This window comes from Salipiger sp. HF18, from assembly GCF_011806505.1.
Classification (GTDB): domain Bacteria; phylum Pseudomonadota; class Alphaproteobacteria; order Rhodobacterales; family Rhodobacteraceae; genus Salipiger; species Salipiger thiooxidans.
Map to the genome: position 1 here is coordinate 1 of NZ_JAATOS010000087.1, position 13220 is coordinate 13220.

Annotated in this window: 13 protein-coding genes; 4 read left to right on the top strand and 9 right to left on the bottom strand. The window is 65.9% G+C overall.

The features are described from left to right. The 6 genes from motA to HC022_RS10180 all read right to left on the bottom strand — a co-directional run. Positions 1-790, bottom strand: a 790-nt coding sequence (gene motA, locus HC022_RS10155; RefSeq protein WP_167452348.1) for a flagellar motor stator protein MotA, incomplete at its 3' end; no start/stop codon positions are given. An 82-nt stretch (positions 791-872) separates the two neighbouring features. After that, a complete protein-coding gene (locus HC022_RS10160; RefSeq protein WP_167452349.1) occupies positions 873-1976 on the bottom strand; it encodes a flagellar basal body P-ring protein FlgI in 1104 nt (367 codons plus the stop codon). After that, positions 1976-2977, bottom strand: a complete 1002-nt coding sequence (locus tag HC022_RS10165; RefSeq protein WP_167452350.1) for a flagellin — start codon at positions 2975-2977, stop codon at positions 1976-1978. Before HC022_RS10165 ends, HC022_RS10160 begins: the two co-directional genes overlap by 1 nt. Before the next feature lie 10 nt (positions 2978-2987). After that, complete coding sequence (gene flgK, locus HC022_RS10170) at positions 2988-4445, bottom strand: flagellar hook-associated protein FlgK (RefSeq protein WP_167452351.1); 1458 nt, start codon at positions 4443-4445, stop codon at positions 2988-2990. A 34-nt stretch (positions 4446-4479) separates the two neighbouring features. Next, on the bottom strand, positions 4480-5775 hold the full coding sequence (locus HC022_RS10175) for a flagellar hook protein FlgE (protein ID WP_167452352.1): 1296 nt from the start codon (positions 5773-5775) through the stop codon (positions 4480-4482). A 109-nt stretch (positions 5776-5884) separates the two neighbouring features. Beyond that, positions 5885-6739 (bottom strand): flagellar motor protein MotB, encoded by an 855-nt coding sequence (locus HC022_RS10180; RefSeq protein ID WP_167452353.1) that lies wholly within the window; start codon positions 6737-6739, stop codon positions 5885-5887. 266 nt (positions 6740-7005) lie between these two features. Here HC022_RS10180 and HC022_RS10185 point away from each other — a divergent pair, with 266 nt between their 5' ends. Both HC022_RS10185 and HC022_RS10190 read left to right on the top strand, forming a co-directional pair. After that, positions 7006-9105: a YjbH domain-containing protein gene (locus HC022_RS10185; RefSeq protein WP_167452354.1), complete on the top strand. Its 2100-nt coding sequence runs from the start codon at positions 7006-7008 to the stop codon at positions 9103-9105. Then, positions 9102-9773, top strand: coding sequence for a YjbF family lipoprotein (locus HC022_RS10190; protein ID WP_167452355.1), 672 nt, complete (start codon positions 9102-9104; stop codon positions 9771-9773). The genes HC022_RS10185 and HC022_RS10190 overlap by 4 nt, the downstream gene beginning before the upstream one ends. Before the next feature lie 42 nt (positions 9774-9815). Here HC022_RS10190 and HC022_RS10195 read toward each other — a convergent pair whose 3' ends face one another. Then, positions 9816-10427, bottom strand: coding sequence for a sugar transferase (locus tag HC022_RS10195; protein ID WP_167452356.1), 612 nt, complete (start codon positions 10425-10427; stop codon positions 9816-9818). A 229-nt stretch (positions 10428-10656) separates the two neighbouring features. On the opposite strand from HC022_RS10195, the gene HC022_RS10200 reads away from it, so the two are divergent. Then, a complete protein-coding gene (locus tag HC022_RS10200) occupies positions 10657-11748 on the top strand; it encodes a polysaccharide biosynthesis/export family protein (protein ID WP_167452357.1) in 1092 nt (363 codons plus the stop codon). Positions 11749-11882: 134 nt separating this feature from the next. Here the strand turns inward: HC022_RS10200 and HC022_RS10205 are convergent, their stop codons facing one another. Then, positions 11883-12311 (bottom strand): cytochrome c family protein, encoded by a 429-nt coding sequence (locus HC022_RS10205; RefSeq protein WP_089956394.1) that lies wholly within the window; start codon positions 12309-12311, stop codon positions 11883-11885. A 136-nt stretch (positions 12312-12447) separates the two neighbouring features. On the opposite strand from HC022_RS10205, the gene idi reads away from it, so the two are divergent. After that, positions 12448-12972 carry an isopentenyl-diphosphate Delta-isomerase gene (gene idi / locus HC022_RS10210; protein WP_167452358.1) on the top strand — a complete coding sequence of 175 codons (525 nt, stop codon included), beginning with the start codon at positions 12448-12450 and terminating at the stop codon, positions 12970-12972. 4 nt (positions 12973-12976) lie between these two features. Here the strand turns inward: idi and HC022_RS10215 are convergent. Then, positions 12977-13220: Smr/MutS family protein (locus HC022_RS10215; protein WP_167452359.1), on the bottom strand; the 244-nt coding region annotated here is incomplete at its 5' end.

Consider the following 13220-nt stretch of genomic DNA (forward strand, 5'->3'; position numbering starts at 1 on the left):
GCCGTCCAACTTCGATGCAGATGTTTGTTGCGTGGTTGTGGAGGTTGGCAACAAGGACCTCGCGAATAAGCTGGTAGAAGTGGAGATCTTCTTCGACCACCGATTTCACCTTGCCGGCGAAGGGACCGAAAAAGCCGTAGGCCAGGAAAACGCCGAGAAACGTTCCGACGAGCGCGCCCCCAATCATCTTACCCAGGACCTCGGGCGGCTGATCGATGGCGGCCATGGTCTTGATCACGCCGAGAACCGCGGCCACGATCCCGAGCGCGGGCAGGGCGTCGGCGGTGCTTTGCAGTGCGTGGCTCGAATGCAGCCGATGGTGTTGAAGCGCCTCAATCCGCTTGTCGAGAACCTCTTCGACTTGGTGCGGGTCGTCGTAGTTCATCGACATCGAGCGCATCGTGTCGCAGATCAGTTCGATGGCCACCTTGTCACCCTGGATCTTGGGATACTTCGAAAAGATCGACGACTCGCCCGGCGTCTCCACGTGTTCCTCGATCGCCACGGGACTCTGCCGGGCAAGGCGGATCAGCTCGAAGAGCAGGCAGAGCAGATCCTTGTAATCACCAGGTTTCCACTTTGTGCCCTTGAAGACCTTGCTGATGTCCTTGAGCGTATGCTTGACCACGCCCCCGTCGTTGCCGAGCAGGAAGGTGCCGAGCGCGGCGCCCCCGATCATCATCATCTCGAAGGGCAGGGCCTTTAGAATGATCCCCATCTTGCCGCCCGCCAGCACATAGCCACCGAAGACCATGGCGAAAATGACGACGATCCCGATGATCCCCAGCATTGGGAAAACTCCTTCACCAGCGTTGAGAGGACAGTAGGCTGCTGCGGTTAAGAAACCCTCTTCATGAGGCCGTCGCGAGGCGCTACATCACCACGAATTCCGCATGCAGCGCCCCTGCGGCCTTGATGCTTTTGAGAATGTCGATCATGTCGCGGGGCGAAACGCCCAGGGCATTGAGGCCCGCGACAACCTCCGAGAGCGAGGTTCCGCTCGGGATCTCGGCAAGACCGATCCCCGGCTCTTCGACGATTTCTGCCCCGGTGCGTGGTACGACGACAGTCTCGCCCTCGGCGAAGGGGCTTGGCTGAACCGCGATCGGGGTCTCTTCGATGCGGAGCGTCAGGTTGCCCTGAGATACGGCGACACGAGAAATGCGAACGTCCTCGCCCATGACAATGGTTCCGGAGCGTTGGTCTACCACCACGCGGGCGCGGCGTTCGGGTTCGACGGGGAGGTTTTCGATCGCGACGACGGCCCGCGCAGGAGAGGACGCGCCCGTGCGCCGCAGGTCCACCGAAACGGTGCCCGCGTCGAGCATCTGGGCGGCCCCGCGCCCGACGGAACGATTGATGGCGTTCTCTATGCGCGCGGCCGTCGTGAAGTCGGGTTCGCGCAGGGCGAGGCGCAGCGATGAGAGTTGGGTGAAATCGAAATCCACCTCGCGCTCGATACGGGCGCCGGCGGGGATGACGCCGGAGGTCGGCACGCCTTGCACAACACGGGCTGCATCACCCTGCGCCTCGACGCCGCCCGCGATGACGGTGCCCTGGGCGACGGCGTAGATCTGGCCGTCCGCGGCATTCATCGGGGTCATGATGAGCGTGCCGCCGAGCAGGCTCTTGGCGTCGCCGATGGCCGAGACCGTGACGTCGATCTGGCTACCGGCACGGCCGAAGGGTGGCAGCCGGCCAGTCACGAAGACCGCCGCAACGTTGCGCGGGCGGAACTGCTCGCCGGTGACATTGACGCCGAGCCGCTCGAGGATATTCTGCATGATCTCCTCGGTGAAAGGCGCGTTCCGCAATCCGTCGCCAGTGCCGTTGAGACCCACCACGAGGCCATAGCCCACAAGGTCGTTCGCACGGACTCCGTCGACCTCGACGAGGTCCTTGATCCGGACGCTCTGCGCGGAGGCGGGATGCATCAGGCCAAAAAGGGCAAGGCAGACGATCAGGCTGCGCAGCATTACAGGAATCCCACCAACGACATGCGCGAGGAGCGGACGGTGATGGCGTAAAGGCTCTCGAGCTGCGCGCGGGTGTTTTCGTAACGGGTCGCGGTCTCGAACTGGTCTGTGCCGACAAGCTCGACACGAGCGATGGTCGTGGCGGCGCGTTCGGCGGAGTTGCGGGTCGCCGTCTCTTCGATGCGCTGCTGCAGCGCGCCCAGGCCGGATCGGAGTTCGACCATATGGGCCTGTGCGGTCTGGAGATCCAGCGCGGCATTTCCGATCAGCTCGATCTTGACGTTCTCCGGCAAGGCGAGGCTACTGTCGGTGGCCAGTGCCGCCTTGGCGAGCGCCTTCATGGTGTCTCGGAACACCTGGTCGTCGGCGCGGATGTCGACATTCGCGCTTTCCGTCTTGCTCAGCCGCATCGGTGCGAGCGAGGTGGTCGAGCCAAGGTAACCCGTCGTCTCGAACCCGCCGCCCGCCGTGTCGAACCAGGCATCCAGCGCGGCCTCGACGCCGGCGACATCGGTCTGGCCGGCGAGGGCGGTGCGCAGCTCGTTGAGCATCGTGTCGCTGTCGATCACCGCATGACCGTCGGTCGCGGTTCCGGAGAACAGGAAACGGCCGCCGACGGATCGATTGAGCCCGTTCAGCATCTGGTTCAGGGCGCTCTCGGCCTCGGAGGACATGGTGTTTAGCATCTCGTCGTTCGGCGTAAGCTCGACGGAGAGCAGCACCTGCGAGACATTCTCGGCGCGGATCTGGATCTCTTCGAGGGCGTTCTGCATCGTGCCGGTGAGGAAGCTCGCCTCGGTCGTGTTGACGCGGTAGGTCTCGAGCTTGGCGAGGGTGCGGTCGATGGCCAGCAGCCCGGTGATGTCGCCGCCAAGATGGGAGGCCGGGTCGCGCACGAAGCCGCTGGCGATCTCGACGCCGAGGCGGTCCATCTCCTGGTTCAGCCGGGTCTGGTGGGTGCGAAGCACCAGGGTGCGGGCAAGGTCTCCGACGGTATCCATTCGTTCCTCCTCAGATGCTCAGCAGGGTCTGCATCAGCTCATCCACCGTGGTGATGACCCTCGCATTCGCGGCATAGTGCTGTTCGATCCGCAGCAGTTCCTGGAGCTCGGCGTCGGTATCGACACCGGCCGAAAGCTCGAGCTCCTTGAGCGCGGTGTTCTGGGCGTTGCTGAAACTTTGTTGGCCGTCGGCGCGGACGCGGGCGGTGGATACGGCAGAGACGAAATCCCCGACATGCTCGCCGAAACTGAAGGCGCCGGTACCGAGGCTGGTCGAGCCCGGGACGTTGAGGCTTTCCAGCGCGTCGGAATAGGCTTGGAGCAGACGCGCGTCGCCGACGTCGCCCTGCGTCGCCGCACCGAGGCCGTCGCGCAGGCGCCAGGTGCCGCTGTCCGTGGGATCGACCAGCGCGTTTAGGCTGATCCGGCCCGCGAGGCCGACCTCGTTCAGCGGATCGAAGGCAAGGCCCGCATCGGTGAAGAGCCCGGGATCTCCTGCAACCAGCGTGGTGTCGGGGCCACCGGGCTCGAACCGTTCGATCAGGTCGCGCGCGATGCCGTCGAGCACCGACTGCAACTCGACCGCGACGGTGTCACGGATCTGAAGCTGGGCGCCGAGCGTCCCGCCCCCGAGCGGGCCCTCGTTGGTGCTGTTCACTGCCTTGCCGGAAATCGTCAGTCCCGACAGCAGGCCGTTGCCGAGCGTCATGTCGGCGGTCACGAGGTTTTGGGCGGTGAAGCCGATCTCGGCGGGTTCGCTGTGGATCGTCGGATCGAGCAGCGGATTTCCCGAGGCCGCGTAGACCGCGATCATGCCGTTGTCGCGCTGCACTGTGCGCAGTGGCACGATCTCGGAGACCTGGTCGATGACGCGCTGACGCTCGTCCATCAGCGAGGAGGCGTCGCCGTTGCGGTACATCGACTCCGCGATGGCCTCGTTCAGATCCTTGACCCGCCCAAGCGCGGTGTTGAGGGAGTCCACCTGCGCGGCGATGGTCCGGTCGGCCGTGGCGCGCGAGAGCTGCAGCGTGGTGCTGACGTCGTTGAGCTTGCCGACGAAATCCTGCGCAGCGAGCGCCACCGTCTGGAGCCGCTGGGTCGACGAAGGGTCGGAGGAGGCCGAGAGGATGGCGTTCTCGAAGGCGCTGTAGAAGCTCGACAGCGACCCCGCCTCGCCGCTCGGGCCGAGCAGCGCCTCGATCTTCGAGGCGAAAGTCTGCATGTTTTCGGCGAACCCGGTCTGCGCGTCGGACAGGCGACGATCGGAGAGCACCGCGGTGTCGACGCGCCGGTTGACCCCGTCGATCTGCACGCCACCGACGCCGACGGTGCGCGACGAGGTCTCCAGCGTGCGGCGCCCGTAGCTTTCGGTCGTCGCGTTGGCGATGTTGGACGCCACCAGAGACGCCGCGCGGCTGTTGGCGGTGAGGCCGCTGAGGGCGTTTGACAGTGCTCCGGACAGTGACATTCAGCAGCCTCCCCTTGAAGCCGATCCCGCGGGATCAGCGCTTGATGTTAGTGGTTTCCTGCAGCATCTCGTCCACGGTCTGGATCACCTTCGCGTTGGACGAATAGGCGCGCTGGGTGCGGATCATGTCAGTCAGCTCACGCGCGATGTCCGTAGCGGACTCCTGCCGGGCGTAAGATTTGACGCTGCCGGTCGGACCGTCGCCCGCGTCCCACAGGAAGAACGAGCCGCTCTCGGGCGAGGGCCGGAAAGTCGAGCCGTCCACCGCGATCATGCCGTTGTAGTTCGGCAGGTCGGCGAGCGGGATCTGGTAGAGCACCTGGCTCTGGCCGCTGTCGTAGAGCGCGCTGACATAACCGTTCTCGTCGACCTCGACCGAGACCATGTTGCCGACCGAGGAGCCGTCCTTGCTGATCGAGATGGGCGCGAAGCCGTCGCCAAGCTGCGACAGGCCGCCGGTCTCGCCAACCGCGCCGATGTGGAACTCGATGGGGCCGCCGGACACGTTGACGGTGAAGAGACCGGTCGCGCCGTCATAGACGCCGCCGGTGATGTCGGCGACCGACAGGATGGTGCCACCGCTGCCGCTCGTGTTGTCGAAGGTGATGGTGTACTCGCCGATCACCGCGCCCGCCTGTGCGGAGTCCGTCATCACCATGGTCCATTCGTTGGACATGCCGGTGGCGGGAACCGTGGGCGTGAAGGTGATCGAGACGCTCTGCGAGATGCCGACATTATCGAAGTACTCGATCTCGAGATACTCGGTCTCGCCCGAGGCGCCTGCCTGCGTCGCGGTGGCCGGAAGGTTGAGCGCCATGTCGACCGAGGTGGTCGGGTCACCGGTGAGGCTCAGGCTGAACTGGATGGGCTCAAGCCCGTTGATCGTGTCGCGCGGATAGTTGGGGATGGTCCCGTCGAGGTTCGCAGGCCAGCCCATCAGGTAGAAGCCGGACTCGCTTGCCAGGTACCCGTTCTCGTCGATGCGGAAGGAGCCCGTCGAGGTCAGCAGCAGCTCAGGCTCTCCGGTCGCCTCGTATTGCGAGACCGCGACCACCGGCAGCATGCCGATGCCGTCGATGGCGAGGTCGGTGGCGTTGCTGGTCGAGACCAGCGCGCCGCCCTGGTCGACCAGACGCAGGTTGTCGACCGAGGTGCCCCCGGCGGTGTAGGTCCTGGTTCCGCTCGACATCACCAGTGCGGTGAAATCCGTCTCGACCCGGCGATAGCCGTAGGTCGAGGAGTTGGCGATGTTGTCGGAGATCGCGGCAAGCCGGCTTGCGTTTCCGGAAAGCCCCGAAACCCCGGCATTGAGCGACGAAGAGATGGTCATGGGACACGCCTTTCTGCTGTCTCGATCTGATTACTCGCGACAACAGTTACGGGCGTGGCCTTAACGCCGCGCTAACAGGTAAAATGCGAGCCATAACCGGCACACGTTTTCACCCCTTGCGCAGGAAGATGACCTCGAGCCGGTTGTTGCGCGCATCCATGGGGTTGCTCTGAGACGGCTCGCGGTCGGCATGGGCGGTCACCCGGTCGATGCGCTTGCGGTCGAGCCCGCCGGCGAGCAGGAGCTGCCGGAAATCGTCCGCCCGCCGCGTCGACACGTCCCACGAGGGATCGCGCGCGAGCACGATGGGAAAGGCCGTGGTGTGACCCTCGACCGCGAGCGGGTTGGTCACCAGCCGCGAGACCCGCGCAATGACCCCCGCGAGATCCCGCAGGAGCGGCATCGGCGCCCCGGTCTCGTCGAAGAGGCGCGCGTCCTCGGTCTCGAAGAGCTCGACCACGAGGCCTTCGTCGGTCACCCGCGTCACGATGTGGCGCATGAGGTTGTCGTCGATCATGGTCTCGCCGCCGCGTCCCATGAGCAGGTCCTCGAGCGCCTTGAGGTCTTCATCGCTGGCGCCGGGCTCTTCGGTCTTGCCGGTCTCCTGGGCCTGGCCGGGATCCGAGGAGCCGCGGGCGCGGTTCTGGGCCATGGGATTGAGACTGGTGGCGCCGGTGCCGACCCGCGGCAGCACCGCCTCGGTGAAGACGCTTTCGCCGCCGAGGGTGCCGTCGCCGCCGCCGGACATCCGGCTGACCGCGATCGTCGGACTGAAGTAGTCCGCGAGCCCCTTGCGCTGTTTCTCGGTCGTCGCGTTGAGCAGCCACATCAGAAGAAAGAAAGCCATCATCGCCGTGACGAAATCGGCATAGGCGACCTTCCAGGCGCCGCCGTGATGCCCGTCGCCGCCCGATACCTTCTTTCTCTTGATGATGACCGGCGCGACATTGCTGTCGACCGCCATTTCCACCACCTCGTTATTCACCCCGTCGATGGTGATAGCCGGGCATCCGTTTCCGCCGGCTTAACGTTTCAAAATGTCCGCGTTCGGCATGGGCGGGGACGTGCCGTTTATCCCACAGAGCGCCACCTGCCACGGGAGGGTCGATAGACAGGGACGGGGATTCCGACTAGCTCTGGTGCCGGAAACCGATTGCGTCAGGGGTCGATTGAATGGGGACGGGGCCAGTGAATCCAAGGAGACAGGCGCGGATTTTAGCATCCATCGCGATGCTTGCAGCGTTCTCCGGCGCGTCTTCGGCACAGGAGTTCCCGTCGTTCAACAGCTACGGCTCGCCGGGCCTGATCGACATGCCCTCGGCCGAGGTGGCGCCCGACGCGACCATCGCGCTGACCTACGGGCGGATCCATGACAGCAACCGGCTGTCGCTGATCTTCCAGATGACCCCGCGGCTGATCGGCACGTTCCGCTACAGCGGCATCCAGAACTTCGACAACCGCGACAGCGTCGACGGCGTGTTCTACGACCGCAGCTTCGACCTGCGCTACCAGATCCTGACCGAGGGCGAGATCCGCCCCGCCGTCGCCATCGGCCTGCAGGACTTCATCGGCACCGGCATCTACAGCGGCGAATACCTCGTCGCGACCAAGACCGTGACGCCGCAGCTCAAGCTCACCGCCGGTCTCGGCTGGGGCCGCCTCGGCAGCTACAACTCTGTCGCCACGCTGGGCACCCGCCCGGTCGAGACGCTGGGCGAGGGCGGCCTGCCGACGCCGGACCGCTGGTTCCGCGGCGACATGGCGATCTTCGCCGGCATGAGCTACGCGCTGAACGACCGGCTGAATTTCACGCTGGAATATTCCTCGGACGACTACGAGCGCGAGTCAGAGTTCGGCGGCTTCGACCACGGCTCGCCCTTCAACTTCGGCGTCGACTACAGGCTCAAGAACAACACCCAGCTGTCGCTTTACTACGCCTATGGCAACACCATCGGCGCGCAGGTCACGGTGTCGCTGAACCCGAAATCCACCGGAGTGCCGGGCGGCAACGAAAGCGCCGGCGTGCCGGTGAAGCCGCGTGAACCCGCCGACATCCAGGATCTCGGCTGGGCCAGCACGCCCGCCGGGCTCGCCGCGGTCGAGGACAACACCGCGCAGCGCCTCGTTACCAGCCTCGAGAAGGAAAAGCTCGAGGTCGAGGGTTTCGACCTGCAGGGGCGCAGCGCCACGCTCAAGCTGCGCAACCCGATCTACGGTGCCCCGGCCCAGGCCATCGGCCGCGCGGCACGGGTGATGACCCGCGTGCTGCCCGCCTCGGTCGAGCAGTTCACCATCATCCCGTCCGAGAACGGCATGCCGATGTCGGCGGTCACCATGCGGCGCTCGGATCTCGAGGCGCTCGAGAACGACGCCGCGGTCGAGATGCTGGCACGGACCACGATCACCGACGCCTTCGGCCGCGCCCCGGCCGTGGACATGTCGCAATATCCCAAGTTCACCTGGTCGCTGACGCCCTACTACGCCTACTCGGCCTTCGACCCGCAGGACCCGCTGCGCATCGACGTCGGCGCCCGCCTCAGCGGCGAGCTTGAGGTCACGCCGAACGTGGTGCTGAGCGGCTCGATCAAGAAGAAGGTTCTGGGCAACCTCGACACCATCACCCGGATCGACGAATCCAAGCTGCCGCGGGTGCGCACCAACTACAGCTACTACGCGCGTGAGGGCGATCCGCAGATCGACCGGCTGACGCTCGATCTCTACGCGCGCCCCGGTCCTGATCTCTACGGCCGCCTGAGCATGGGCTATCTCGAGCAGATGTATGCCGGTGTCTCGGGCGAACTTCTGTGGAAGCCGGTGGACAGCCGCTTCGCGCTGGGGGCCGAGCTGAACTACGTCCGCCGCCGCGAGTATGACGGCATGCTCGGGCTGCTAAGCAACACCACCGTCGACCCGGTGTCCGGCGTCGAGCGCGACATCCCCGACGTGAACGGCCATGTCTCGGCCTATTACGCCTTCGGCAACGGCTTCCACGGTCAGGTCGACATGGGCCGCTACCTCGCGGGCGACTACGGCGCCACCGTCACGGTCGAGCGCCAGTTCACCAACGGCTGGCGCGTCGGGGCCTTCGCGACCCTCACCGACGTGTCGGGCGACGACTTCGGCGAAGGCTCCTTCGACAAGGGCATCACCCTGACCATCCCGCTGTCGATCGGCCTCGGCACGCCCTCGCGGAAGACCCAGACCGAGACGATCCGCACCATCCAGCGGGACGGCGGCGCGCGCCTGAATGTCTCGAACCGTCTCTACGAACAGGTCCGGACATGGCACGAACCGGACGTGGCCAACACTTGGGGAAGGTTCTGGCGATGAAATTCCGCATGATCCCGAAGCTCGCCGGGGCGCTTGGCCTCGTGGCGGCGGTCGCCGCCTGCAGCAACGATCCGTATTACAACAACCCCTTCGCCGCCGGCTATGACGTCATCTTCGGTGGCGCCGGGGAACCGACGCCGGTGACGCAAGAGCAGATCGTCCAGACCCTGACGTCGACCGACCTGCCGACGGTGTTCCTCAGTATCCCCGAGCGCCAGTCGCAGACGCTGCTGGTGCGGATCGAGCAGAACAACGGCTACGACACCTACGCCAACGCCGGACGCCAGGCGGTGATCATGCGCAACGGGGTGATCGTCGGCACGCGCGGCTTCGGCGGCGACCTGATGTCGACCGATGCCGGCGGCGTCCGTGACCTCGTGCGCGGCTCGCGCACCGGGCAGGCGACCTACATCCAGCGCTTCCTCACCGCCGAGGACGTGACCCGCACCGTCACCTACCGTTGCGGCGTCGAGCCCGACAAGCCGGTCGACGTCTCCATGGGGCTTGTGCAGGGCACCGCCCGCGAGGTCATCGCCGCCTGCGAGAGCGCCGACGGCACGCCCTTCGTCAACTACTTCGTGGTGGACGGGAACGGCGACATCCTCGCCTCGCGTCAGTGGCTGGGTGAAGAGCTCGGCTACGTGTCGATGCACCGGCTGCGGCGCTGACCCCGCACGCTTCACCGACAACCGCGCTGCACCGGGTGCTCCCTAGTGCAGCGAAATCCGGCGGAACACCGTCGCGAGCATGAGCTTCAGATCGTAACAGAAGCTGCGTTTGTTCGTGTAGATCCGGTCGAGCCGGGCCTTGCGCGGCACGCAGCGGCGGCAATAGACCGCCTCGGTCTCGTCCTTGCTGCTGCAGGGGGCGAGCAGCCGTTCCTCGGTGCGGTGAAAGGCGAGGGTGGCAAGCCCCGTGACGCCCGGCCGCGATTCCAGCACCTCGGCATAGAGCTCGGGGAACATCTCGGTGTAGCGGCGCAGGGGCGGGCGGGGACCGACGAAGCTGATGTCGCCGCGCAGGATGTTCCAGAGCTGCGGGATTTCGTCCAGCCGGTAGCGGCGCAACGCACGCCCGGTGCGGGTGATGCGCGAGGACTTGTCGCCGCCGGACACGCCGCGATCCGAAGCATCGGGCTTCATGGTGCGGAACTTCCACAGCCGGAAGCCCTCGTCCGGGGTCTTCATCCGCTCGGAGAGATAAAGCACAGGCCGGCCGTCGAGCACGAGGATCGCCAGCGCCATCAGCACGATGAAGGGCAGGAGGCCCGTCAGCAGAACCAGCGCCGCGACGACATCGAAGACACGTTTTCCCGGGGTCATTGTTCGCCTCCTGCGCGAGACGGCGTCCGACACGAGCCTGAAGCGCTATTCAGGCCGGCTGAATCCCGCTGACCTTCCGCAACTTGCGCCATTCCCGACACCCGGTCCCGTCCAATTTGCCATTTTCGAACCACAAGAGGCTGTCTATCACCAGCGACAACCGCTAAGAAAGCCTTTGAAAGTCAGGATGCACTTCCCGGGGGTCTCGTTGCCAAGATTACATAGCCTCGTGGTTGCCCTCGCAGCCGTTCTGCTCGTTCCTGCCTGCAGCCTGCCGCGCGGTGCCGCGATCCAGTCCCAGGTGGTGAGCGAGTCCTCTTCCCAAGCGCCGACGTTCCAGGTGGTTCCGGTCACCCGCGCCAACATGCCCGCCATCGCGGCCTGGCCGAAGACCGGCGAAGACACCGTCTACGGCTGGCCCGGAACCTCGCAGGGGTCGAATTCGAACCTCATCCAGACCGGCGACCAGGTGAACATCGTGATCTGGGACAGCCAGGAGAACTCGCTGCTGATCGACGCCGCCGCGAAATCGACCCGGCTGACCGCGATCGAGGTGAGCCCCAGCGGCTCGGTCTTCGTGCCCTACGTGGACGAGGTCTACATCCGCGGCCTCACCCCCGACGCCGCCCGTGCCCGGATCCAGGAAAAGCTTATACAGATCGCGCCCTCGGCGCAGGTGCAGCTCAGCCTGACGCAGGGCCGCAGCAACTCGGTCGAGCTGGTCGGCGGCGTCGCCAGCCCCGGCGCCTACCCGATGCCCTCGCGCAACTACAAGGTGCTGGGCCTCATCGCCGACGGCGGCGGCATCAGACAAGGCATGCGCAACCCGCAGGTGCGCCTGCTGCGCGGCGGCACCACCTACGAGACCTCGTCCAAGGACCTGCTCGAGAACGGCTCACGCAACGCGCTGCTCTACCCGGGCGACACGGTCATCATCGAGGAAGACGACAAGAGCTTCACCGCCATGGGCGCCTCGGGCAGCGAGGACCTCGTCTACTTCCCCAAGGACGACCTGAGCGCGATGGAGGCGATCTCGCTGATGGGCGGGCTCAACCCGAACCGCGCCGATCCCAAGGGCGTGCTGGTGCTGCGCGAATACAGCGTGCGTCACCTGCGCTCGGACGGCAGCGCCCCGCGGATGCAGCAGGTGGTCTTCACCTTCGACCTGACCTCCGCCGACGGCCTCTTCGCCGCGCGGAACTTCGAGATCAACCCCAACGACACCGTGCTCGCCACCGAGTCGGTCATCACGCAGGCCCAGGTGGTCTTCGCGCTGATGGGCAGCGTCTTCGGCCTGACGCGGCAGATCGGGGTCAACTGATCCCGGTCCCACTCAGGGACACTGCATGAGAAAAGGGCGCATCCAAGGATGCGCCCTTTATCGTTCTCGCGGGTCTGTCGCCCTGACGCGTCGCCGCCCGCCTCTCTCGCAGGGCGGGCGGGACGGGCAGGGGCTCAGTTGGCGGGGGCCACCGATACCAGGTAGGCGTAGACGTCGGCCGCGCCGTCCTTGAGTTTGAAGGTCATGCCCGAGCGAGCGCCGCTGTCGCCGAGGTAGTCCTGCAGGAAGGCGGACGGATCCTGCACGTAGGTCTCGAAGGTCTCCTCGTCCCAGACGAGCCCCTTTTCATTCGCTTCGTGGATCGAGGCCTTGTAGCGGAAATCCTCGACCGCGCCGGCGGGGCGGCCGATCACGCCGTAGAGGTTCGGGCCGGTGCGGCCGCCCTTGACGATCACTTCGCCCGCGTCGTCAACGACGGAGTGACAGGACCGGCAGCGCTTCTTGAACAGGTCCTCGCCGGCGGCGGCATCGCCCGCGTCCTGTGCGACGGCGGTTCCGGCAAGAGTCACTGCAGCGAGGGCCGTGGCTATCTTGAGTTTCATGGTATGTCTCCCGTGACACGTCTCCGGGGCCGAAGCTACTCCGGGAAAGGCTGCGTGAACAACAGTTTGAGCCGGACATGCGACCAATTGGCAGTGCCCGCTTGACGATCGGGTCCGGGCAACGGAAACAGACGCCATGAATACCAGCATCCCCGCATGGGTCGACGGTGTCTTGACACCGGTCGACAAGATCGAAGCGCATCTGCGCGGACTCCGCCACAAGGCCGTGTCCGTCTTCGTGCTGCGCGGGGACGAGATCCTGCTCCAGCGGCGGGCGCTCGGCAAGTATCACACGCCCGGGCTCTGGGCGAACACCTGCTGCACCCACCCGCACTGGGACGAGGCGCCCAAGACCTGCGCCGCGCGCCGGCTTGAGGAAGAGCTCGGCATCACCGGGGTCGCGCTCGAACCGCGCGGGCAGGTGGAATACCGCGCCGATGTAGGTGGCGGGATGATCGAGCACGAGCTCGTGGACATCTTCGTGGCCGAGGCGCCCGAGGGCATGACCATCGCGCCGAACCCGGACGAGGTGATGGACACCGACTGGGTGGCGCTCGATGCGCTGCGGGCGCGGACCGTTTCCGAGGCCGGAAGTTTCACGCCGTGGCTGCGTATCTACCTGTCGGACCACACTGAACAGATCCTGCCCGGGCGCGGCTGACGCCCTAGCGCCGCTTCTTCAGATAGACGTAATACGCGCCCGACCCGCCGTGCTTGCCGTGCGCCTCGGTGATCTGAAGCACCGCATGCGAGACGCCAGGCATCCGCAGCCACTGCGGCACCTGCGTCTTGAGCACGCCACGCCGGCGCGGCATCGGGTCGTGGGGATCCTCGCGCAGCCCCTTGCCGGTGATCACCAGCACCAGCCTCAGCCCCCGCGTCACGGACATGAGGATGAAGCGCACCAGT

What these genes read in the sequence shown, in the direction of transcription:
- HC022_RS10165 (WP_167452350.1), bottom strand. Translation starts at nt 2,977, where the DNA reads ATGGATACCGTCGGAGACCTTGCCCGCACCCTGGTGCTTCGCACCCAC.
- HC022_RS10190 (WP_167452355.1), top strand. Translation starts at nt 9,102, where the DNA reads ATGAAATTCCGCATGATCCCGAAGCTCGCCGGGGCGCTTGGCCTCGTG.
- HC022_RS10195 (WP_167452356.1), bottom strand. Translation starts at nt 10,427, where the DNA reads ATGACCCCGGGAAAACGTGTCTTCGATGTCGTCGCGGCGCTGGTTCTG.
- HC022_RS10185 (WP_167452354.1), top strand. Translation starts at nt 7,006, where the DNA reads ATGCTTGCAGCGTTCTCCGGCGCGTCTTCGGCACAGGAGTTCCCGTCG.
- HC022_RS10205 (WP_089956394.1), bottom strand. Translation starts at nt 12,311, where the DNA reads ATGAAACTCAAGATAGCCACGGCCCTCGCTGCAGTGACTCTTGCCGGA.
- flgK (WP_167452351.1), bottom strand. Translation starts at nt 4,445, where the DNA reads ATGTCACTGTCCGGAGCACTGTCAAACGCCCTCAGCGGCCTCACCGCC.
- idi (WP_167452358.1), top strand. Translation starts at nt 12,448, where the DNA reads ATGAATACCAGCATCCCCGCATGGGTCGACGGTGTCTTGACACCGGTC.
- HC022_RS10180 (WP_167452353.1), bottom strand. Translation starts at nt 6,739, where the DNA reads ATGGCGGTCGACAGCAATGTCGCGCCGGTCATCATCAAGAGAAAGAAG.
- HC022_RS10160 (WP_167452349.1), bottom strand. Translation starts at nt 1,976, where the DNA reads ATGCTGCGCAGCCTGATCGTCTGCCTTGCCCTTTTTGGCCTGATGCAT.
- HC022_RS10175 (WP_167452352.1), bottom strand. Translation starts at nt 5,775, where the DNA reads ATGACCATCTCTTCGTCGCTCAATGCCGGGGTTTCGGGGCTTTCCGGA.